The sequence below is a fragment of the Pseudomonas sp. zfem001 genome, assembly GCF_032621725.1.
Taxonomy (GTDB): domain Bacteria; phylum Pseudomonadota; class Gammaproteobacteria; order Pseudomonadales; family Pseudomonadaceae; genus Aquipseudomonas; species Aquipseudomonas sediminis.
In genome coordinates this window covers 1-22,275 of sequence record NZ_JAVYJI010000006.1, presented here as the reverse complement: position 1 = coordinate 22,275, position 22,275 = coordinate 1, and the positions used below count along the sequence as shown (strand labels likewise).

20 protein-coding genes are annotated in these 22,275 nt (G+C 61.8%); 12 read left to right on the top strand and 8 right to left on the bottom strand.

Features of this window, described 5'->3' with window-relative positions; all coding sequences use genetic code 11:
• Positions 1 to 152: 152 nt before the first annotated feature.
• Positions 153 to 2,030, top strand: a complete 1,878-nt coding sequence (locus tag RTH74_RS18585; protein WP_316915618.1) for a methyl-accepting chemotaxis protein — start codon at positions 153 to 155, stop codon at positions 2,028 to 2,030.
• A 42-nt stretch (positions 2,031 to 2,072) separates the two neighbouring features.
• On the opposite strand, the gene RTH74_RS18580 is transcribed toward RTH74_RS18585, so the two are convergent.
• From RTH74_RS18580 to purU, 3 genes are read right to left on the bottom strand one after another with little or no spacing between them, the layout of a single operon-like run.
• Entirely contained in the window at positions 2,073 to 2,252 is a 180-nt protein-coding gene (locus RTH74_RS18580; protein WP_106734443.1) for a hypothetical protein, read from the bottom strand.
• Between the two features lie 11 nt (positions 2,253 to 2,263).
• The gene (locus RTH74_RS18575; protein WP_099525716.1) at positions 2,264 to 2,689 is read right to left on the bottom strand and encodes a CBS domain-containing protein; all 426 of its coding nucleotides are present in this window, start codon (positions 2,687 to 2,689) and stop codon (positions 2,264 to 2,266) included.
• Between the two features lie 45 nt (positions 2,690 to 2,734).
• On the bottom strand, positions 2,735 to 3,586 hold the full coding sequence (gene purU, locus RTH74_RS18570) for a formyltetrahydrofolate deformylase (RefSeq protein ID WP_099525717.1): 852 nt from the start codon (positions 3,584 to 3,586) through the stop codon (positions 2,735 to 2,737).
• Between the two features lie 296 nt (positions 3,587 to 3,882).
• Here purU and mvaT point away from each other — a divergent pair, with 296 nt between their 5' ends.
• Complete coding sequence (gene mvaT / locus RTH74_RS18565) at positions 3,883 to 4,257, top strand: histone-like nucleoid-structuring protein MvaT (protein WP_099525718.1); 375 nt, start codon at positions 3,883 to 3,885, stop codon at positions 4,255 to 4,257.
• Between the two features lie 197 nt (positions 4,258 to 4,454).
• On the opposite strand, the gene sbcB is transcribed toward mvaT, so the two are convergent.
• Positions 4,455 to 5,903: an exodeoxyribonuclease I gene (gene sbcB, locus RTH74_RS18560; RefSeq protein ID WP_316915617.1), complete on the bottom strand. Its 1,449-nt coding sequence runs from the start codon at positions 5,901 to 5,903 to the stop codon at positions 4,455 to 4,457.
• Between the two features lie 181 nt (positions 5,904 to 6,084).
• Here sbcB and RTH74_RS18555 point away from each other — a divergent pair, with 181 nt between their 5' ends.
• The 8 genes from RTH74_RS18555 to RTH74_RS18520 all read left to right on the top strand — a co-directional run bounded on the left by RTH74_RS18555 (position 6,085) and on the right by RTH74_RS18520 (position 14,571).
• Entirely contained in the window at positions 6,085 to 6,843 is a 759-nt protein-coding gene (locus RTH74_RS18555) for a hypothetical protein (RefSeq protein WP_316915616.1), read from the top strand.
• A 90-nt stretch (positions 6,844 to 6,933) separates the two neighbouring features.
• Positions 6,934 to 7,659, top strand: a complete 726-nt coding sequence (locus RTH74_RS18550) for an RDD family protein (RefSeq protein WP_316915615.1) — start codon at positions 6,934 to 6,936, stop codon at positions 7,657 to 7,659.
• Positions 7,656 to 8,636, top strand: coding sequence for a stage II sporulation protein M (locus tag RTH74_RS18545; protein WP_316915614.1), 981 nt, complete (start codon positions 7,656 to 7,658; stop codon positions 8,634 to 8,636). Before RTH74_RS18550 ends, RTH74_RS18545 begins: the two co-directional genes overlap by 4 nt.
• Positions 8,623 to 10,209: a DUF4129 domain-containing protein gene (locus tag RTH74_RS18540; RefSeq protein WP_316915613.1), complete on the top strand. Its 1,587-nt coding sequence runs from the start codon at positions 8,623 to 8,625 to the stop codon at positions 10,207 to 10,209. The genes RTH74_RS18545 and RTH74_RS18540 overlap by 14 nt, the downstream gene beginning before the upstream one ends.
• Positions 10,206 to 11,387 (top strand): DUF4350 domain-containing protein, encoded by a 1,182-nt coding sequence (locus tag RTH74_RS18535; RefSeq protein ID WP_099525724.1) that lies wholly within the window; start codon positions 10,206 to 10,208, stop codon positions 11,385 to 11,387. Before RTH74_RS18540 ends, RTH74_RS18535 begins: the two co-directional genes overlap by 4 nt.
• Complete coding sequence (locus RTH74_RS18530; protein ID WP_125880593.1) at positions 11,384 to 12,418, top strand: AAA family ATPase; 1,035 nt, start codon at positions 11,384 to 11,386, stop codon at positions 12,416 to 12,418. The genes RTH74_RS18535 and RTH74_RS18530 overlap by 4 nt, the downstream gene beginning before the upstream one ends.
• Complete coding sequence (locus RTH74_RS18525) at positions 12,415 to 13,746, top strand: DUF58 domain-containing protein (protein WP_316915612.1); 1,332 nt, start codon at positions 12,415 to 12,417, stop codon at positions 13,744 to 13,746. Before RTH74_RS18530 ends, RTH74_RS18525 begins: the two co-directional genes overlap by 4 nt.
• A gap of 243 nt (positions 13,747 to 13,989) precedes the next feature.
• Positions 13,990 to 14,571, top strand: a complete 582-nt coding sequence (locus RTH74_RS18520) for a superoxide dismutase (protein ID WP_003462535.1) — start codon at positions 13,990 to 13,992, stop codon at positions 14,569 to 14,571.
• A 66-nt stretch (positions 14,572 to 14,637) separates the two neighbouring features.
• On the opposite strand, the gene RTH74_RS18515 is transcribed toward RTH74_RS18520, so the two are convergent.
• Both RTH74_RS18515 and RTH74_RS18510 read right to left on the bottom strand, forming a co-directional pair.
• On the bottom strand, positions 14,638 to 15,282 hold the full coding sequence (locus tag RTH74_RS18515) for a hypothetical protein (protein ID WP_316915611.1): 645 nt from the start codon (positions 15,280 to 15,282) through the stop codon (positions 14,638 to 14,640).
• A gap of 2 nt (positions 15,283 to 15,284) precedes the next feature.
• Positions 15,285 to 16,580, bottom strand: a complete 1,296-nt coding sequence (locus RTH74_RS18510) for an ammonium transporter (RefSeq protein WP_316915610.1) — start codon at positions 16,578 to 16,580, stop codon at positions 15,285 to 15,287.
• 303 nt (positions 16,581 to 16,883) lie between these two features.
• Between RTH74_RS18510 and RTH74_RS18505 the strand changes: the two genes are divergently transcribed.
• Positions 16,884 to 18,938: an EAL domain-containing protein gene (locus RTH74_RS18505; protein WP_316915609.1), complete on the top strand. Its 2,055-nt coding sequence runs from the start codon at positions 16,884 to 16,886 to the stop codon at positions 18,936 to 18,938.
• Positions 18,939 to 19,001: 63 nt separating this feature from the next.
• Here the strand turns inward: RTH74_RS18505 and RTH74_RS18500 are convergent, their stop codons facing one another.
• Together RTH74_RS18500 and RTH74_RS18495 are read right to left on the bottom strand one after the other, a co-directional pair.
• The gene (locus tag RTH74_RS18500; RefSeq protein WP_316915608.1) at positions 19,002 to 19,907 is read right to left on the bottom strand and encodes a GIDE domain-containing protein; all 906 of its coding nucleotides are present in this window, start codon (positions 19,905 to 19,907) and stop codon (positions 19,002 to 19,004) included.
• A 10-nt stretch (positions 19,908 to 19,917) separates the two neighbouring features.
• Entirely contained in the window at positions 19,918 to 20,490 is a 573-nt protein-coding gene (locus RTH74_RS18495; RefSeq protein WP_316915607.1) for a LemA family protein, read from the bottom strand.
• 190 nt (positions 20,491 to 20,680) lie between these two features.
• On the opposite strand from RTH74_RS18495, the gene RTH74_RS18490 reads away from it, so the two are divergent.
• Positions 20,681 to 22,018, top strand: a complete 1,338-nt coding sequence (locus tag RTH74_RS18490; RefSeq protein WP_316915606.1) for an imelysin family protein — start codon at positions 20,681 to 20,683, stop codon at positions 22,016 to 22,018.
• Positions 22,019 to 22,275 lie beyond the last annotated feature (257 nt).

Sequence of the window (22,275 nt, the reverse complement as noted above, 5' to 3'; positions counted from 1 at the left end):
GCCATCCCTCGGGTTAAAGCTTTACTGCAGATATACCGACAAAAAGGCAGAACAAACACCCATTCCCTCTGCCACAACAGCCCACGAAGCGCCCTTGCAAGCGCGCCGTGGAATACAAGACTGGTTCCAGAGCCATCCGGACGCAAGACAACATGAGCAAAAACCTGCAGTTCAGCCACAAGATTCTGCTCGCAGCCTCACTGGTGGTGATCGCCGCCTTCTCGCTGTTCACCCTTTACAACGATTACCTGCAACGCAATGCCATCCGCGAGGACCTGGAAAGCTATCTGCGTGAAATGGGCAATGTGACTGCCAGCAATATCCAGAACTGGCTGTCCGGACGCATCCTGCTGGTGGAAAGCGCTGCGCAGTCGATCAGCAACGATAGCGAGCCGGATCGCGTGATCAAACTGCTGGAGCAGAAGGCGCTAACCTCTTCCTTCGCCTTTACCTATCTGGGCACCGAAAGCGGCGGTTTCACCATGCGCCCGGACGAGCAGATGCCCGCCGACTATGACCCACGCACCCGCCCCTGGTACAAGGACGCCCTGGCCGCCGGCGGCACCACCCTTACCGAGCCTTACGTCGATGCCGCCACTGGCGAGCTGATCATCACCATCGCCACACCGGCGCGTCCAGCCGGGGTGGTGGGTGGTGACCTGAGCCTGCAAACCCTGGTCAACATCATCAACGCGCTGGACTTCGACGGGATCGGCTATGCATTTCTGGTCAGCGCCGATGGCAAGATTCTGGTCCACCCGGACAAGAGCCTGGTGATGAAGAATCTCAAGGACATCTACCCGCAGAACACACCACGTATCAGCAACGAGTTCAGCGAGGCTCAGCTCGATGGCAACACCCGCATCCTGACCTTCACGCCGATCAAGGGCCTGCCTTCGGTCAACTGGCATATCGGTTTGTCGGTCGACAAGGCCAAGGCCTATTCCATGCTCAGTGAATTCCGCGCCTCGGCCATCATCGTCACGGTGATTGCCGTGGTGCTGATCATTGTCCTGCTCGGCCTGCTGATCCGCGTGTTGATGCAGCCGCTGAACACCATGGGCAAAGCCATGGAGGATATTGCTCAGGGTGAAGGTGACCTGACCAAGCGCCTGGCGATTCACTCCAACGACGAATTCGGCGCTCTCGCCAGCTCCTTCAATCGTTTCGTCGAGCGCATCCACAGCTCCATCCGTGAAGTGTCATCGGCTACCACACAGGTCAATGAAGTGGCCAAGCTGGTGGTCAATGCCTCCAACTCGTCGATGGCCAACTCCGACGAACAGGCCAGCCGCACCAACAGCGTGGCAGCGGCGATCAACCAGCTCGGCGCGGCCGCACAGGAAATCGCGCGCAACGCCGCCGATGCTTCGAATCAGGCATCGGATGCCCGTCATCAGGCAGAAGACGGCGGCAAGGTGGTGCAGCAGGCGATCCGTTCGATGAGCGAGCTATCGAACAAGATCAGCGACGCCTGCGCCAAGATCGAGATGCTCAACAGCAAGACCGTGGACATCGGCCAGATTCTCGAAGTGATCAAGAGCATTTCCCAACAGACCAACCTGCTCGCGCTCAACGCCGCCATCGAGGCGGCTCGTGCCGGCGAAGCGGGACGCGGCTTTGCCGTGGTGGCCGACGAGGTGCGCAACCTGGCGCACCGTACTCAGGAGTCGGCGCAGGAAATCGAGAAGATGATCGAGGAGCTGCAGGTCGGATCGCGAGAATCGGTCACCACCATGACAGAGAGCCAACGCTACAGCGAAGAAAGCGTGGACATCGCCAACCAGGCCGGCGAACGATTGGGCACGGTGACGGCCCGCATCGGCGAGATCGATGGGATGAACCAGTCGGTGGCCACTGCCACCGAGGAACAGACCTCGGTGATCGAATCACTGAACATGGACATCATCGAGATCAACACCCTCAACCAGGAAGGTGTGGAGAACCTGCAGGCCACCCTGCGTGCCTGCGGCGACCTTGAGCAACAAGCCGTGCGCCTCAAGCACCTGGTCGACAGCTTCCGCATCTGAATCTGTCGACAACAAGAAGGGCGCCGATGGCGCCCTTCCTGTTTACCGCTCGTGCTCAGGCTTGTCCTGGGTATCTTCCTGCAACTGGCGCCACAGCTCTGCCGCATCGGCGAACTCGGTACCATCCTCTTCGCTCAATGCATCAGGGTCGTAACGCCGCACGCAGCCTTCCCCCAGAGTCGGGGGCGCCTTGGAGGTCGCCTTGTCCAGCGGATCACTCATTGCACCTCTCCTCAACCGACGCTCAGTTCACCCTGCTCATGTTGGGCGAACTCCTTGACGGCACGAAGCACGTCATGACGACTGATCTGGCCGATCAGACGACCGCTCTCGATCACCGGCATGCGCCGACGCCGCCCCCGCAGAAAGCGCTCTGACAGCTCGATGATGTCCGCCTCCGGGCTCACCGTCTCGACTTCGGTGGTCATGTAGGTGCTGACGGTACCGCCAACCGCTTCGTAGTAGGCGCCGGAGAGAATGCCACGCAAACAGTCACCCTCCGACAGCAAGCCAATCAGGTGGCCCTGGGAATCGACCACCGGAGCCCCGGAAATACGGTGTTCCAGCAATCGATTGATGGCGGTGAACAGATCGGTATCCGACCTGAAGGTCACCAGATGGCGAGTCATGTAGTCGCGCACCTTGATGGACTTGAGCATGGGCGTTCTCCTCTGACGTGCATCGGGCCGGCCCACGCAGCAAGATCAGTCGAACACCACCGTCTTGTTGTCGTGCACCAGCACTCGGTCTTCCAAGTGATAGCGTAGCCCACGCGCCAGCACCATCTTCTCCACGTCCTTGCCCAGGCGCACCATTTCCTCGATATCGTCGCGATGCGTAACGCGGACTACATCCTGTTCGATGATCGGGCCGGCATCCAGTTCTTCGGTAACGTAATGAGATGTTGCACCGATCAGCTTCACGCCACGCAGCGAGGCCTGGTGATAGGGCTTGGCGCCGACGAACGAGGGCAGGAAGCTGTGGTGGATATTGATTACACGCTGAGAGAACTCGGCACACAGCGCCGGCGGCAAGATCTGCATGTAACGCGCCAGGACGATGACATCGGCCTGATGCTCTTTGACCAGCCGCTCCACCTCGGCGAAGGCCGGTGCCTTGTCCTTGGGGTCGACCGGAACATGGAAGTACGGAATGCCGTGCCACTCGACCATGCTGCGCAGATCGTCATGGTTCGCGATCACACAGGGAATCTCGCAGTCGAGTTCATTGCTGTGCCAACGATGCAGCAGATCGGCCAGGCAGTGCGACTCGCGACTGGCCATCAGCACCACGCGCTTTTTCTGCGCCGAATCGGTGACGCGCCACTCCATGGAGAACTCACGGGCAATCGGCGAGAACGCCTGCTTGAAACCATCCAGATCGAACGGCAGCGAGTCGGCACGGATTTCGTGGCGCATGAAGAACCAGCCACTCTGTGTATCGGAGTGGTGACTGGCTTCGGTAATCCAGCCGTTATAGGTGGCAAGGAAATTACTGACTTTGGCAACGATACCGACGCGGTCAGGGCAGGAGATGACTAATCTGAACGTGCGCATAACTAAAACCCCAATGGCGGCGCAAAAGTCGACCATTCTAACGATATGGCGAAAAAACTGCAGCAGCCACGCACCTGCAACAGCCCGCGACTGAGCACCTAGAAAGCGCACTATTTGAGCGCACGGAAAACTTCATGACCTAGTTGCTGTAGCCGATTTAACTTAAGCCTGAACGACACATAGGGTTGCATTGCATTTCGGTAATTTTGTGGCCTGCTGTTTACTTGTTATAAGTGCGTGACTATTATTGGATCACTGTTGACTACCACAGATTTATTCACGCCAAGGTAATGCCCATGTCGCTGATCAACGAATACCGCAACATCGAAGAAAGCATCAAAGAGCTCCAAGAGCGTCTGAAGAACATGTCGCAAGACGACAAGCTGAAGAAAGAGCTGGAATTCGAAGGCAAGCTGCGCACCCTGATGGGCGAATACCAGAAGTCGCTGCGCGACGTCATCGCCCTGCTCGATCCTGAAGCCAAAAGCGCTAAAGGCGTACGCGCCAGCAAGCCTGCTGCTGCCAAGCGCGCGCGCAAGGTCAAGCAGTACAAGAACCCGCACAGCGGCGAAGTGATCGAAACCAAAGGCGGCAACCACAAGACGCTGAAAGAGTGGAAAGCCAAGTGGGGCGCCGACGTCGTCGAAGGCTGGGCCACTCTGCTGGGCTAACTCCAGAGCGACACCCAAAACGCCAGCCATGCTGGCGTTTTTTATTGCCGATGTTTTTCAGAAGTAGCCGCTCCAGGTAATTGCTTGCGTTAGCATCAATGCTGAACGAACGAAAAGTTCCCGTATCCCAATTTTTCTTACAACGCACAGAAACGGCCATCGCCTCCGCGCATTGCCCCGGCGTCCTGTTGTCCGCTTTAAACGCCAGCGGGATTGATAGCAAGACGCGCCTGCAGCGCCTGTGCATACGTCTGCCACTGCTGCAAAAGTTGCAATTGGCTTGGGCTGCAGTCAGCGCGCAACTGCTCCAACGCTGCGTGAAATTGCGTCAGTGTATTGGGGGCACCGAACTGCGGATCGTTCAGACGCTGCCGGCAGAACTCTGCCCAGCGCTGAGATTCAGCTGCTGACAGACTGGCGGGAAAATTGCGCGCGCGATAACGAAACAACAACTCTGGCAGCCGGGCATCATCGAATGGCCACTTTTTGTCGTTGGCCAATGCATCGGGTTGAGCGTTACGCACCTGCTCACACAAACGACGGTCACGGTCACCGATAAACCCATCGTACAGCTGTTGCTCGGGGTCGTTACTGCCCGCGAAAGCCTCTTCACGGTAAATGACCGCTAACTTGTCCTGCCAAAGCGGCTGTTCATTTTTCAACACTTCGACATTGCGCTCACAACTCGGCCAGTCCAGCTGCAAACGCTGTCGATCCGCCTCGCGCAGCACCGAAAGCGGCGCCACGACCGGACAGCGATTGATGTGCAGCAGCTTCAGCGGCACCGGCAACTCGCCCTCGGCGAGATCCTCACGGCGCGTGTAGAGACGACTACGCAGCGTGTCGGCATCCAGACTCAGCAAGGGTGACGGATCGGCCTGCAGATCACAGACGATCAGCGCATTGCGATTGCGCGGATGCCAAGCCAAGGGCAGCACGGGCGCCAGATAATGACGTGCCGCAGAGAAGCGTCCGGAAATGTGCAGCAGCGGCTGCAACAGACGAATCTGATCCAGCACTCGCTGCTTGCTGCGCAGTTGGTAGAGAAAGTCGTACAGCTTTGGCTGGCGGTCACGCAGTAGCCGTGCCAGGCCAATGGTGGCGCGCACGTCGGACAGCGCGTCATGCGCCTGGCCATGATCGATGTCATTGGCCTGGGTCAGCCGCTCCAGCTTGAGCGAGACCCGGCCCTCTTCCTCAGGCCACTCGATGCCTTCGGGACGCAGCGCATAGGCCGTGCGCACCAGATCGATCAGGTCCCAGCGGCTGTTGCCGCCCTGCCACTCGCGCGCATAGGGGTCGAAGAAGTTGCGATAGAGGCTGTAGCGCGTCACCTCGTCATCGAAACGCAAGCTGTTGTATCCGGCGCCACAGGTGCCCGGTAACGAGAGCGCGTAATGCACGCGAGTCATGAACTCGCCTTCGTCGAGCCCCAACTGTTGCAGGCGCTGCGGATCGATACCAGTCACCAGGCAGGCAGCCGGATGCGGCAAGATATCGTCACTGGGGCGGCAGTAGATGTTCAGTGGCTCGCCGATCTCGTTCAGCGCCTCATCGGTACGGATACCTGCCACCTGCAGCGGGCGGTCACACCGCGGATTGATACCGGTGGTCTCGTAGTCGTACCAGAAGATGCTGGAAGTCATTGGCGGCTCCGTACCCAAGGCAAAATTGCCGCCAGTCTATCATTCACCTCCGGCCTCGCCGCCGCCGGCAAAAGCATGAACCAGCGCACAGGTGCCGTATGAGCGGATGCGCTGCACTTGAGAAAAATGCTGTAACCATTAGCATTGGCATTTCTCTAGCACTCTGTACAAGGACGCAGCCATGAGTGACGCAATCACCCCCAATCCCTATGCCGCCCCCACCAGCAACCTGCAACAAGTGCCGTCCAACCAGGTACCGAGCATCGAAGAAGCCCTGGCACGCGGCTATGACTTCAACATCGGCGACCTGCTGAGCGAGTCCTGGAGCAAGGTCAAAGGCACCAAAGGCATCATCATCGGCGGTTTCCTGGTGTTCTACGTGGTACTGCTGGCCGCCACGTTCATCCTCGGCGGCGTAGTGGGTATCTTCGGCGCGCTGAGCGATAGCATCGCCCTGATGTTCATCGGCGAGATCCTGATTTCGTTGCTGGCATCGGCCCTGGCCTACCCCTTCATGGCCGGCATCAACATGGTCGGCATTCGCCGCGCCGCCGACCAACCGCTGAACTTCAACGAAATCTTCAGCCACTTCGGCCGCACCGTGCCGCTGATCATCACCGCCGTGGTGATGATGCTGCTGATCTACCTCGGCATGATCCTGCTGCTGATCCCCGGCATCTATATGGGCGTCGCCTACCTGCTGGCTGTACCGCTGGTAGTCGAGCGCGGCCTGTCGCCCTGGCAGGCGCTGGAAGCCTCGCGCAAGGCCATCACCCAGCACTGGTTCAAGGTCTTCGGTCTGTTCATCGTGCTCGGCCTGATCGTCATGGTCAGCGCCATCCCGCTGGGTATCGGCCTGGTGTGGAGCATCCCGCTGATGGTAGTGGCCATGGGCGTGCTGTATCGCACCATCTTCGGCGTGCTGCCGGCCGCCCAGTAAAGCCGACGTGACTCGGGCCAGTTCACTGGCCCGGTTGCGTTCGTGGCCCGCTGCTCGCTAGCATCGGGCTTTCCTTGATGCAGTCCGCCGATGCCCTCACGCTCAAGCGCCAGCCTTTCATCCCCACTGCCGCCCCTGGATACTCGCTATCAGGTCGAAACGCCGGAAGGTATCGATCTGCATCTGCGACCAGCCGGGCTGGTCCCGCGCGCCCTGGCGTTCGCCATCGACCTGGCCATTCGCGGCCTGATCCTGAGCGCGACGTTCATTGTGCTCGGCCTGCTTGGTCAGTTCGGCATGGGCCTGGGCACCATCCTGCTGTTTCTCGTGACCTGGTGGTACATGGTGCTGTTCGAGGTGCTCAACCAGGGCCGCTCTCCCGGCAAGCAGATGCTTGGCCTACGCGTGGTGCACGATGACGGTACGCCCATCGGCTGGGCCGCATCGCTGACGCGCAACCTGCTGCGCTTCGTCGATATTTTGCCGTTTGGCTACACCCTGGGCATCATCAGTTGCCTTAACCACCCGGCCTTCAAGCGCCTTGGCGATATCGCTGCCGGCACGCTGGTGGTCTATCGCGATGCGCCACTGAGCAAACCGCTACTCGCCGACGCAGAGCCGCTGCCAGCGCCCTTCACGCTCAACCTTGACGAGCAGCGCGCCGTCCTCGGTTTTGCCGAACGTAGCGGGCAACTCTCCGCAGCGCGCCGCGCCGAACTGGCGGCGCTGCTGGCCGAGCCACTGCAAGTGCCTGCCGAACAGGCCGAACCGCGCCTCAACGGCATCGCGCGCGGCCTTCTGGGAAGTGCACCGTGAAACAGAGCCTGTTCGAAAGTCGCCATCAGCCGGATTGGGATGCCTTCAACAGCCAACTCGAGGCGCTTGAACGCGGCAAGTCCAAAACGCAGGCCTACCATGGCTTCGCCGCCAGCTACCGGCAGCTTTGCCAACATCTGGCGCTGGCTCAGGCGCGCGGCTACAGCAGCCATCTGATCGATCAGTTGCAGCAACTGGCGATGCGCGGCCACCAGCAGTTCTACCGTCATCGCAGCCACCTTGGCGCGCAGATGATCCGCTTTCTGTTCGGCGGCTTCCCGCGCCTGGTACGCAGCGAGTGGCGCAGCGTGTGCGTGGCCAGCCTGCTGTTCTTCGGCAGCCTGGCATTGATGGGGCTGCTGACCTATCTCTATCCCGAGCTGATTTTCAGCCTGGTCAGTCCCGATCAGGTCAGCGAAATGGAAGGCATGTACGACCCAGACGCGCGACGCCTCGGCCGCTTCAGCGAACGCGGTTCGGGCGACGACTGGGTGATGTTCGGCTTCTACATCATGAACAACATCGGCATCGCCTTTCAGACCTTCGCCAGCGGTCTGCTGCTGGGCCTCGGCAGCCTGTTCTTCCTGCTGTTCAACGGCCTGATGATAGGCGCAGTGGCCGGCCATCTGACGCGCATCGGCTACGGCGAGCCGTTCTGGTCCTTCGTCATCGGCCATGGTGCCTTCGAGCTGACCGCCATCGCCCTGGCTGGCGCAGCCGGTTTCAAGCTCGGCTGGGCGCTGCTCGCCCCCGGCCGCCTGCCCCGTGGCGAGGCCTTGCGCCAGGCAGCTGGCAAGGCGATACAGCTTGTGGCCGGGGTGATTCTGTTCCTGCTGCTGGCCGCCTTCATCGAGGCGTTCTGGTCATCCACCACCTTCGCCAGCCCGAATATCAAGTACGCCGTCGGCGCGGGGCTCTGGGCGCTGGTGCTGAGTTATCTGTTGCTGGCCGGGCGGAGGCAGCATGCGCCTGACTGAAGCCAGCGTCGCCATCCGCCCGCGCAGCGCCTGGGAAGCCATTGACCTCGGCGTGCTGCTTGCCCGCCGTCATGCTGGTTTGCTGATGGCCGGTTGGGCACTGGTCACACTGCCCCTTTTCGCCCTGCTCTGCGCCTTGCTCTGGCAGTATCCAGGCTGGGCCATCTTCCTGTTCTGGTGGCTCAAACCCGCCTATGAACGGCTGCCGCTGTACATCCTTTCGCAAGCCCTGTTCGGCAACACGCCCTCGTTGAAACAGGCCTTGCGGGCCCTACCGAAACTACTGCGGCCACAATTGCTGGCCAGCCTGACCTGGCGCCGACTGAGCCCGACACGCAGCTTCGATCTACCCGTGTTGCAATTGGAGGGCCTGGCCGGGCAGGCGCGCAGCCAGCGCCTGGTAGTGCTCGGCCAGCGCGACAGTGCCGCCGCTACCTGGCTGACGCTGGTGGGCATGCACCTGGAAGTCGCTCTGTGGATGGGCCTGGTCGCCCTGTTCTATCTGATGCTGCCACAACAGGTGGAGCTGAACTGGACCTGGGAAAGCATGATCGCCGCCAGCAGTGGCCAATGGCTGTGGCTGGAGCACCTGTCCAACCTGCTTTACGTGCTACTGCTGATCATCTGGGAGCCGGTCTACGTCGCCTGCGGCTTCACGCTCTACCTCAACCGCCGCACCGCCCTGGAAGCCTGGGATATCGAGCTGACCTTCCGCCGCCTGCGCCAACGCCTGACCGGCAGCGCCTACGCCCTGTTGCTCGGTTGCGCCGTATTGCTGACGCAGCTGCCAGGCGACGCTTGGGCCGACACGCAACCAATCGTCAGCGAAGACGTTGAGCAGGCCGACCCGCAAGGCCCCGAGGCACCACGCCTGCTCCAGCAGCCGCTGAGCAGCCAGGCCGCGCGTGAAAGCATCGAAGCGCTGCTCGACGAACCGCCCTTCCAGCACCGCGAAACCGTCACGCGCTGGCGCCTGGGCGAAGAAAAGCCCGCTGAGGAGCCCAAACCGGAAGACGTCGAAGCCTTCCTCGATATGCTCAAGAACCTGCTCAAACTCGGCGAATGGTGGAAAAGCCTGGATGTCGTCGCGCAGATCTTCGAAGTGCTGCTGTGGACGGCGCTGGCCGCGCTGCTGACCTTCGTTCTGTGGCGCTACCGCGAGTGGCTGCAGGCCTTTGGCGAACATATCGGCCTGCCGACACGACGCCGGCAGGTCGCGCCGCAACAGCTGTTCGGTCTGGAACTGGCGCCGGAGACACTGCCCGATGACGTCGCCAGCGAAGCCGAACGGCTCTGGGCCGAAGAGCCGCGTGCAGCACTCGGTTTGCTCTACCGCGCCTTGCTCAGCCGGCTTTTGCACGAGCACCGCCTGCCCCTGAAACAGTCGCACACCGAAGGCGAAGTGCTGCATCTGGTCGCAGGTCTTGGGCAGCAGAATCTGGAAGACTACAGTCACCAGCTCACCCTGCATTGGCAGGTCCTGGCCTATGGTCATCGCCTGCCTGACGAGTCATTGCGCCAGGGCCTGTGCCAGGGCTGGCGTAGCCTCTTCGGTCAGGAGCGTGCAGCATGAGTCGGCGCGCCGGTTTCATCCTCGCCATGGCCCTGCTGCTGGGCCTGGGACTGCTCGCCAGTTATGTGCTGGGCAAGCTCGAACCTTATGAGGACGTGGTCGAACACGGCCCTTCTCCCGAGGTTGCCAGCAGCCCTTACCTGGCGGCCGAGCACTTCCTGCGCAAACAGGGCATCGCCGCTCGCCGCGCCGAAGGCCTGGACGTGCTGGACGGCCTGCCCAGCGAAGGTCAGACCCTGATGCTACTGGCCGACCGCGGCAACATGACGCCACGCCAGGTCGAGCGCGTGCTGCAATGGACGGCCAATGGCGGTCACCTGCTGTTCATCGCCGAACGCCTGTGGGACGAAGAGGAAGGCAAGAGCGGCGACCTGCTACTCGATCTGCTCGGCATCCAGCAATACATGAGTGACGACCTGGATGACGAAGATGCCAGTGAGCCCGAGCCGGACAACGAAGAGCACGAGGCCTACCCGCAGCTCACCAAGCTCTACCTGGAGAACGAACAGGCCCCGGCCTACATCGCCTTCGACACCGACTTTCATCTGTACGACGCGCAGAACCGGGCGCACGCCTGGGCCAACAGCGACTCTGCCACGCACTTGCTGCAGCTTTACCACGGCGATGGCCTGATCACCGTACTGAGCGATCCGTGGATCTGGCAGAACCGCAACATCAACGAATACGACCACGCCTGGCTGCTCTGGTACCTGAGCCAGGACAGCGCCGTGACCCTGCTCTATCACGCCGACAGTGACGGCCTGGCCCGCCTGCTGCTGCGCCATTTCCCGTTGGCGCTGCTGGTGCTGGCGCTGTTGATCATCGCCACCCTGTGGCACGTCGGCGTGCGCCATGGCCCACTGCAGGCACCGGCCAGCAGAGCCCGTCGCCAGCTCGAAGAACACCTGCGCGGCAGTGCCGACTTCCTCCTCCGTCGCAGTGGTCAGCACAGCCTGCTCAAAGGCCTGCAGCAGGACATCAATCGCCGCGCGCGCCGCCGCCACCCCGGTTTCGAGAAACTCGCCGTCGCCGAACAATGGCAAGTGCTCGGTCGCCTGACCCGCCTGCCCGCCAAGAACATCAGCCAGGCCATGCGCCCATTGCCGCCGCAGCGCCTGTCCGCCAGTGACTTCACCCGCCAGGTCGCCCACCTGCAAACCCTCAGGAATGCCCTATGAGCGAGATCCCCGAGAACGACAACCTGCCGGTGCAGGAAACCCCGACCGCCGCGCCAAGCAACCCGCAAGCGCAACAGCGCCAGCGTGCCAGCCAGTTGGCCCAGGCCCTGCGCGCCGAGCTGCGCAAGGCCGTGATCGGCCAGAGCGCGGTGATCGACGATGTGCTCACCGCGCTCATCGCCGGTGGCCATGTGCTGGTCGAAGGTGTGCCGGGGCTGGGCAAGACCCTGCTGGTACGCGCCCTGGCGCGCTGCTTCGGCGGCGAGTTCGCGCGCATCCAGTTCACCCCGGACCTGATGCCCAGCGATGTCACTGGCCATGCCGTGTACGACATGCAGAGCGAGCAGTTCAAGCTGCGCAAGGGCCCGGTGTTCACCAACCTGCTGCTGGCCGACGAAATCAACCGCGCACCAGCCAAGACCCAGGCCGCCCTGCTGGAAGTGATGCAGGAACGCCAGGTAACCCTGGAAGGTCGCGCCCTGCCCGTGCAGCTGCCGTTCATGGTGCTGGCGACCATGAACCCGATCGAGCAGGAAGGCACCTACCCGCTGCCGGAAGCCGAGCTGGACCGCTTCATGCTCAAACTGCGTATGGATTATCCGCAGCAGGACGAAGAGCTGAACATGGTGCGCCAGGTGACCCGCTCGGCCAAGGCCGACATGCTCGAAGTCAGCCCGCTGCGCACCCTGCTACAAGCCAAGGACGTGCTGGCGCTGCAAAAGATCGCCAGCGATTTGGCCCTGGATGATCAGGTGCTCGATTACGCCGTGCGCCTGGCCCGCGCCACCCGCAGTTGGCCAGGCCTGGCCATGGGCGCCGGGCCGCGTGCGTCGATCGCCCTGGTACGCGGCGCCCGGGCGCGCGCGCTGCTGCGCGGCGGCGACTTCGTCCTGCCGGATGACATCAAGAGCTGCGCGCTGGCCGTGCTGCGTCATCGCGTACGTCTGGCGCCAGAGCTGGATATCGAAGGCCTGTCGGTGGATCAGGTTCTGCAACAGTTGCTCGATCAGGTGCCGGCACCGCGCCTATGAAACCTTCGCGCCTGCTCCTCGGGCTGCTCGGCGGCCTGTTCGCCGCCGCCGTATTGCTCGGTGCCTTGCCCCTGCTCGGCATTCGCCTGGCAGATAGCCTGATGCCAGTGGCCTGGGGGCTGTTGCTGGCGTTGCTGCTGATCGCCGCTGTCGACGCCCTGTGGCTGCGTCGTCAGCCATCACCGCGCCTGGAGCGCGTGTTGCCGGGTAATCTGCCGCTCGGGCGCTGGAGCGAGGTGCAACTGATCGTTCACCATGACTTTGCCCAAACCCAGGAAATCGAGGTCTTCGACCATGTACCGGAAGGCATGGCCTTCGACTTCCTGCCGCAACGCATCACCCTGCACCCGGGCCAGCAAACCCAGGCCAGCTATCGCCTGAAACCGCTGATCCGCGGGCATTTCCACTTTGCCCAGTGCGAACTGAAACTGCCCAGCCCACTACGTCTGTGGCAAGCCAAGCGTCTGCTGCCGCTGGCTGACGAGAGTCGCGTTTACCCGGACTTCGCCCGCCTCTACGGCGCGCAGCTCAAGGCCGTGGATGACTGGCTGAGTCAGTTGGGCGTGCGCCAACGCCCGCGTCGCGGTCTGGGTCTGGAATTTCACCAGCTACGCGAATTTCGTGACGGCGACACCTTGCGCCAGATCGACTGGAAGGCCACTGCTCGCAAGCGCACACCCATCGCTCGCGAGTATCAGGACGAGCGCGACCAGCAGATCGTCTTCCTACTCGATTGCGGCCGCCGTATGCGCAGCGAGGACGACGAACTGTCGCACTTCGACCATGCGCTCAACGCCTGCCTGCTGCTCAGCTACGTCGCCCTGCGCCAGGGCGATGCCGTCGGCCTGGCGACCTTCGCCGGCAACCAGTCGCGTTACCTGGCGCCGGTCAAAGGCCCGGCTCAGCTGAACGTGCTGCTCAATGCCGTTTACGACCTCGACACCAGCCAGCAACCTGCCGACTTCAGCGCCGCCGCCGATCTGCTGCTGGCGCGTCAGCGGCGTCGCTCGCTGGTGGTACTGGTGACCAACCTGCGCGATGAAGACGATCAGGACCTGCTCGCCGCCGTGCGTCGCCTGTCACGCCAGCATCGCGTGCTGATCACCAGCCTGCGTGAGGAAGCGCTGGATCGCCTGCGCCAGACGCCCGTAGAGCAATTCGATCAGGCCCTGGCCTACTGCGGCACGCTGGACTACCTCAACGCCCGCGCCGACCTGCACGAGCGCCTGGCCGCCCACGACGTACCGGTGCTCGATGCCCGCCCAGGCGAACTCGGCCCGGAACTGGTGAGCAGCTATCTGGCCTGGAAAAAAGCCGGCGCGCTTTAAGGTCTGTTGGTGTTTCGGCACCACCGCGCAGAAAGAGGCAACTGCTGGCGTCCCTGGCTGTCGAACCCAATGCTGCAGAGGCCCTGGCACCGGCTTTCCCACACAGATGTTGCGTGGTTATGGCCGTGGCTGGGTGCTATGATCCCGAGTCTGCGGCGCAAAGAGTACAAACTCGACGCCGCCTATAGGCCGCCCGTGATCGGCCTTGCGCATACCGCACACGACCTGAGTAGGAGATAGACCATGGCTTTTGAATTGCCGCCGCTGCCTTACGAAAAGAATGCCCTCGAGCCGCACATTTCCGCCGAGACCCTCGAGTTCCACCACGACAAGCACCACAACACCTACGTCGTGAACCTGAACAACCTGGTGCCGGGCACCGAGTTCGAAGGCAAGAGCCTGGAAGAAATCGTCAAGACCTCCTCGGGCGGCATCTTCAACAACGCCGCTCAGGTGTGGAACCACACCTTCTACTGGAACTGCCTGTCGCCGAACGGCGGTGGCCAGCCGACCGGCGCACTGGCTGACGCCATCAACGCTGCCTTCGGTTCCTTCGACAAGTTCAAGGAAGAGTTCAGCAAGGTTTCCATCGGCACCTTCGGTTCCGGCTGGGGCTGGCTGGTGAAGAAAGCTGACGGCTCCCTGGCCCTGGCCAGCACCATCGGCGCTGGCTGCCCGCTGACCAGCGGCGACACCCCGCTGCTGACCTGCGACGTCTGGGAACACGCCTACTACATCGACTACCGCAACCTGCGTCCGAAGTACGTCGAGGCGTTCTGGAACCTGGTGAACTGGGACTTCGTCGCCCAGAACTACGCGGCCTGAATCTCAGCCCCGTAATGCGAAAACCCGGCCTTGATGGCCGGGTTTTTCGTTTCTGACACTGGCTATCTAGAGCAGTCGACGTGGTGAGAACTCCACCCCCTGCCCCTCCACGCGGTTGACCGCCTGACTCAGTACGCGATCGGCACGTACCGGCCCGAGAAACTCGCAAAGCCCGATATAGAGCAGGTTCAACAGCTTGCGCAGCTGCTCCAGCCCCAGATTGGCGATGCCGTCGCCACCACCCTGTTCCAACCAGATACGCAAACGCGTCGACAGCTCGGAGCTCACGCCCATACCGGACAGGTTGCCGGCGGCAAAGCGCCTTAGCGCCGCCTGCTGCGTGCCATCGAGTTGCTCCAGCAGCGCCTGGTTAAGGGCCAGAAAAGTCGCTTGCGCGGCGCTATCCGGCGTCGCCACTTGCCTTACGGCTTCATTGCGTCCCTGGCGCCAGGCGGCCAGTTGTTCCTCCGGGTCAGGCAACAGTTGCGAGGGTGGCCCTGTCAGGGCGCCGACCAACTCACGATACAGGCGCGCGCGTTCGAGCTTGCGCTCGGTGCGTAGCACCACCTCGGCGAGGAACTCATTGAGAGCGAACGGCGGCTGCTCCGCGTACTTGTTCTCCCACAGCGCCAGCAATGGCCAGACCTCTTCATCCGAGAAGTGTCCGGCCAGGCCGGTGTAGATCGCGCGACGGCGCAGGCTCAATCTCATACTCAGCCCCTCCTCGACCATTGCTCGCTGTCGAAGGTCTGCGTCAGGTTGAACTCCGGATAACCGACCTCGGCATGCTCGGCAAAATCCAGCCCACGCTGCTCATGCTGGGTCGAAACCCGCAGCCCCATGGTTTTGGCCAAAAGGAAGTAGAACACCAGGGCAACCGGAAAGGCCCAGAGAAAGGCAGCCGCAGCGCCCAATGCCTGCACCGCGACACGCTCCCAGTTGAACAGGTCGCCCTGATAGAACAGACCTGCCGCCAGGGTGCCCCAGATGCCGGCGAACCCGTGGACTGGAATCGCACCGACCACATCGTCGAGCTGCAGGCGATCGAGCAAACGCATGCCGTAGACCACGACAAACCCGGCGATCAGACCACTGAGCAAAGCGAAATCCGGTGCCATGCTGGCGCAGCCGGCGGTGATACCGACCAGCCCGCCAATCGAGCCATTCACCGTAGTGGTCAACAGTACCGGGCTGGCCGTGCTGCGCTGCGCCAACAGAGCGCCGAGCGCGCCAGCGACCGCTGCCAGATGCGTATTCAGGGCGATCAACCCGAGACTGCTGCTGACCTCCAGGTTGCTGCCGGCGTTGAAGCCGAACCAGCCTACCCAGAGGATGAAACCGCCCAATGCCACCAGCCCGAGGTTGTGCCCGGGAATCAAACGCGCCCTGCCATCAGGTGAGAAACGCCCGAGGCGCGGGCCCAGTACCAGAATCCCAGCCAGAGCACACCAGGCACCGATGCTGTGCACCACGGTCGAGCCGGCAAAATCGATGAAGCCGAGCTTGGCCAGCCAGCCCTGGCCGCCGTACAAACCACCCCACACCCAGCTGCCGAATATCGGGTAGATCACACCGCTGATCAGCACCGCCCCGATCAAATAGGCGCCATACCGCGTGCGCTCGGCCATGGCACCACTGGCGATGGTCGCAGCGGTGGCGGCGAACATCATCTGGAACAGCAGGAAGGTGTAGTCCCAGGGCTCGCCGTCATTCGGTGCGAAATGACTCATGCCGAACCAGCCGGTGACATTGGCGCCAAACATCAAACCGAAGCCGAACAACCAGAACACGATGCCACCCACGCAGCAGTCCATGTAGTTCTTCATCATCACGTTGACTGCATTCTTGGCCCGCGACATACCGCTCTCCAACAAGGCGAAGCCCGCCTGCATGAAGAACACCAGCACGCTGGCCAACACCAGCCAGGCCGTATTGACGGCCTCCTCGCTGGCGGCATGAGCCTGTGGGGCAAAGCTGACAGCGACGAGCAACAGCATGAGCGTTTTCATCACGAGTCCCCTCCTGGTCGATGCCCGACCTCCGCAACTCTTGTGCCAGCCGCGAAACAAGCGACGAACGGCGCAAAACAAGGCGTAACAGCAACAGGGGATCAATACGACCAAGGGTACTCAAGTCCGTAACGATCGCACCGACACAGAGCAAGGAGCCGACCTAGAGGCCGCGATGCGCACCAAGAGCGTTCCTTGTGAATAAATAGTGCCACCAGGCATGATGGCCCTTTGACGGCCAGGCCTAGATTGCCAATACTCTCGTCTGACTGACGCTGTAAGCATCGACATAAGGAATTGCCTTTGAAGCTGGAATTGAAGAACAGCTTGTCACTCAAGTTGCTCCGCGTGGTGCTGTTATCAGCACTCGTAGTCGGGGTGGTATTGAGTTGTGCGCAGATTGTCTTCGACGCCTACAAGACACGTCAGGCGGTGGCCAACGATGCCCATCGCATCCTCGGCATGTTCCGTGACCCCTCCACTCAAGCGGTATACAGCCTGGACCGCGAGATGGGTATGCAGGTGATCGAGGGGCTGTTCCAGCACGAATCGGTGCGTCACGCCTCCATTGGCCACCCCAACGAACCCATGCTCGCCGAGCGCACTCGTGATCTGGCACAGATGCCGACTCGCTGGCTGACCGACCCGATCCTCGGGCAGGAGCAGCAGTTCGCCACCAAACTGGTCGGCCGTGGCCCCTACAGCGAGTATTACGGTGACCTCAACATCACCCTCGATACGGCGCCTTACGGTGAAAGTTTCGTCACCAACTCGGTGATCATCTTCATCTCAGGTGTGCTGCGCGCCATGGCGATGGGCCTGGTGCTCTATCTGGTTTATCACTGGCTGCTGACAAAACCGCTGTCGAAAATCATCGAGCACCTCACCAACATCAATCCCGACCGCCCTAGCGAACACAAGCTGCCCATGCTCAAGGGCAACGAGAAGAACGAGCTGGGCTTGTGGATCAACACCGCCAACCAGTTGCTCTCCTCCATCGAACGCAATACCCACCTGCGCCGTGAAGCCGAGAACAGCCTGCTGCGCATGGCTCAATACGACTTCCTCACCGGTCTGCCCAATCGCCAGCAACTGCAACAGCAACTCGACCAGATTCTCGAAGACGCCGGCCGCCTGCAGCGCCGCGTAGCCGTACTCTGCGTCGGCCTGGATGATTTCAAGGGCATCAACGAACAATTCAGTTACCAGAGCGGCGACCAGTTGCTGCTCGCATTGTCCGACCGCCTGCGCAGCCATAGCGGCCGCCTCGGTGCCCTGGCTCGCCTGGGCGGCGACCAGTTCGCCCTGGTTCAAGCCGATATAGAACAACCCTACGAAGCTGCCGAGCTGGCGCAGAGCGTACTCGACGACCTGGAGCTGCCCTTCCTCCTCGATCAGCACGAAGTGCGCCTGCGCGCCACCATCGGCATCACCCTGTTCCCGGAAGACGGCGACAGTACCGAGAAGCTGCTGCAGAAAGCCGAACAGACCATGACCCTGGCCAAGAGCCGTTCGCGCAATCGCTACCAGTTCTACATCGCCAGCGTCGACAGCGAGATGCGTCGTCGTCGTGAGCTGGAAAAGGATCTGCGCGATGCTCTGGCGCAGAACCAGTTGCACCTGGTCTACCAGCCCCAGATAGACTACCGCGACCACCGTGTGGTCGGCGTCGAAGCACTGCTGCGCTGGCAGCACCCGCAGCATGGCTTCGTCGCACCGGACCTGTTCATCCCACTGGCCGAACAGAACGGCACCATCATTCCCATTGGCGAATGGATTCTCGACCAGACCTGCCGCCAACTGCGCGAATGGCATGACCAGGGCTTCAGCGATCTGCGCATGGCCATCAATCTGTCCACCGTGCAGTTGCACCACGCCGAGCTGCCGCGCGTGGTCAACAATCTGATGCAGGTCTACCGTCTGCCGCCCAAAAGCCTGGAGCTGGAAGTCACCGAGACCGGCCTGATGGAAGACATCAGTACTGCCGCCCAGCACCTGCTCAGCCTGCGCCGCTCCGGCGCGCTGATCGCCATCGACGACTTCGGTACCGGCTACTCCTCGCTGAGCTATCTGAAGAGCCTGCCGCTGGACAAGATCAAGATCGACAAGAGCTTCGTGCAGGATCTGCTCGAAGACGAAGACGACGCCACCATCGTTCGCGCCATCATTCAGCTGGGCAAGAGCCTCGGCATGCAAGTCATCGCCGAAGGCGTGGAAACCGCCGAGCAGGAGGCCTACATCATCGCCCAGGGTTGCCATGAAGGTCAGGGCTACCTGTACAGCAAGCCGCTGCTAGCGCGCGATTTGACGCTGTTCCTCAAGCAGTCACGACGCCTGAGCTCAGCCGCGACGCTCTAAACGTCAGCCACAAAAAACGCCGCGATTCGTCGCGGCGTTTTTGTTCTAGCCCGCCACCCCGGCTTACCAGTTCTGCACACCCAACAACCAGGCCGTGGCCAACGCACCGGCTAGGCACATCACGGCGCCACCGGCGGCTTGCCAATAGAATCTGCGAGCCAGTTCGTCCTCACCGCTATTGGAGAGGATGAACGGCTGCCGTTCGCCAGGCTTGGCCATGTGATGCCGCGCCGGCTCGGATGCCTGTTGCCGATGGCGATCCTCTGCCTCCAGCTGCGCCGCCAGTCGCACGCGATTCCATTCCTGCTCGTCGAGCTCGCCGTTGCCGTCGCTGTCGAAACGCCGCAGCAGGCCGACGTAATCGCCCTTCCACTCACGGATCACTTCGCCCTGAGCGGCCTGCCTGTCGAATCCCTGCTGCGCAGCGCCACGGGTGCGAAAATCGCCGATGGCATACAGCGGCTGGCCAACGTGAAAGCGTTCCTCGCAGTAGCGATAACGCTGACCGCTGGTGAGAAAACCGAACAATCCGCTCTTGGCCGGGCCCAGCGGGTGCCGCAGGTTGCCCTCCCAGACGTCACGCACCGCCGCATGAATCTCGGCACCACGTGGGTCGATCAGGCATTCGCCGGTGCCATCGACCAGGCGTAACCAGGCATCGCTGGCGCCACTCTCGATTACCCGCCAGCTGCGCTTCTTGCCGCTGGAACGATATTCCTCGATGCGAAAGCGCCACCACAGGCAGGGCTTGCCAGTCAGCGGCCCGCGCAACTGCATGTCCGGCAACGCTTCGAGCACCCCATAGAGTTCGACGTAACCCTGCGCCGCCGAGCGAATCTTCGAGGTCGGCGTGTCGAGCAGATGGCGCGCCTGCGACCAACCCCGCAGGCACCACCAGGCGCCGCCCAGGCAGGCGCCAAGGGTGAACGTGAGGGTGAAGAAGAAGCCGAAGGGATCGACCTGCATCATCGGCAGGTTCTCAGTTGAACAATGATTTCATGTCCACATCGGCTTTCTCCGCCTCACTGAACACCAGCAACTCGGCAGCCTGGAAGTTGAACATGCGCGCGATGAGTACATCGGGAAACTGCTCAATGCGCACGTTGTTGAGGTTGGCCGCCTCGTTGTACAGCTCGCGGCGGTCGGCGATACCATTTTCCAGGCCGCTGATGCGCTGCTGCAGGTGCTGGAAGCTGTCGTTGGCCTTCAGCTCGGGATAGTTCTCGGCAAGCGCGAATAGCTGGCCGAGGCCCGCGCGCAAACCACTCTCGGCCTTGCCCAGAGCGCCGACATCATGTTGTTCGCGAGCACTGGCAACGGCGCTACGCGCTGCAATCACCCGCTCCAGGGTCGAGCCTTCGTACTGCATGTACTGCTTGCAGGTTTCCACCAGCTTGGGCAGTTCGTCATGCCGTTGCTTGAGCAGCACATCGATGTTCGACCAAGCCTTGCTCACGCCATGCTTGAGGCGTACCAGCCCGTTGTACAACGACACCGCGTAGGCGCCGAGCAGGACGAGGACAACGATGATGATCACAGCGGTCAGGCTCATGCAGTTTTCTCCATGCAGAACTGCGAATCGGGTGCTGGCATTCTAACGGCAACGAGGTGGCTCGATAGCGATATCCCGCACAACGACAAATAATGGCCTTTACACATAATGCGAAACATTTGCATTATGTCGCAGTTTTTCAGGTACTACTGAGTACCGTCCACATTTCGTACATGCAAAGGACCCCGCCATGATTCGTATGCCTCTGGCCTCCGCCAGCCTGCTGGCCATCGCCATTTCCCTCGCTGGCTGTGGCGAAGACAAAGCCCCCGCCCCCCAGGCTGCAGCGCCTGCCGCCGCCACCGAGAGCGCAGCGCCAGCCACTGCGGCGAAGGTCGACGAAGCAGCGGCGAAGGCCGTGGTCAATCATTACGCCGATCTCGCCCTGGCCGTGTTCAGCGACGCAGCGAGCACCGGCAAGGCCCTGCAGAACGCGGTAGACGCCCTGCTCGCCGACCCAAGCGAAGCGACTCTGAAAGCTGCGCGCGAAGCCTGGTTGGCCGCACGCGTGCCGTACATGCAGACCGAAGTGTTCCGTTTCGGTAACCCGGTGGTCGACGAATGGGAAGGTCAGCTCAACGCCTGGCCGCTGGACGAAGGCCTGATCGACTACGTGGCCGAGGATTACCAGCACGCCCTGGGCAACCCTGGCGCACAAGCCAATATCATCGCCAACACCGAAATCCAGGTCGGTGAAGACAAGATCGACGTCAGCGAAATCAACGGCGAGCTGCTGGCCAGCCTGAACGAACTGGGTGGCTCCGAGGCCAACGTCGCCACCGGCTACCACGCCATCGAATTCCTGCTCTGGGGCCAGGACCTCAATGGCACCGAGCCAGGCGCCGGCGAGCGTCCCTATACCGACTATCTGGTTGGCGAAGGCGCCACCGGTGGCCACAACGAACGCCGCCGCGACTTCCTCAAGGCCGCCACCGACCTGCTGGTCAGCGACCTGAACGACATGGTCGAGCAGTGGAAGGACGGCGTAGAAGGCAACTATCGTAGCGAACTGGTCGCCGATTCGGCAGACAACGGTCTGCGCAAGATGCTGTTCGGCATGGGCAGCCTGTCGCTCGGCGAACTGGCCGGCGAGCGCATGAAGGTCGCGCTGGAGGCCAACTCCACCGAAGACGAGCATGACTGCTTCAGCGACAACACCCACAACTCGCACTTCTACAACGGCAAAGGCATTCGCAACGTTTACCTGGGCGAGTACAAGAAGGTCGACGGCAGCACCCTGACCGGCCCGAGCCTGTCCGAGCTGGTGGCCAAGGCTGACGCCGAGGCCGACGCCACGCTCAAGGCCGACCTGCAGGAAACCGAAGCCAAGCTGCAGGCGCTGGTCGACAGTGCCGAGAAGAACAACGTGCACTTCGATCAGTTGATCGCGGAAGGCAACGCCGAAGGTCAGCAACTGGTACGTGACGCCATCGCCGCACTGGTCAAGCAGACCGGCGCCATCGAGCAGGCCGCGGGCAAGCTGGGCATCAGCGACCTTAACCCGGACACCGCCGATCACGAATTCTGATCGACATTGCGGGCTTAAAAAGCCGGCGCCTCCGTAAGGAGCGCCGGCTTTTTTTGGCTCTTCGCATAGTTTGGTGAGGGTACGGATTGACACCGTACTGGCAATTACGTGTTAGCTGCCGGTGCTGGCACTATCCGTTAGCGCGTCGTCTGATCTGAAGGGTTTCGCCCCTTACGGGCGAGCAACCGTGTTCAGCGTCAAGCCACTTGAGGCCTGAAATGAGCCTGATCACGGAGCATCGCATTGAGGATGGTAAG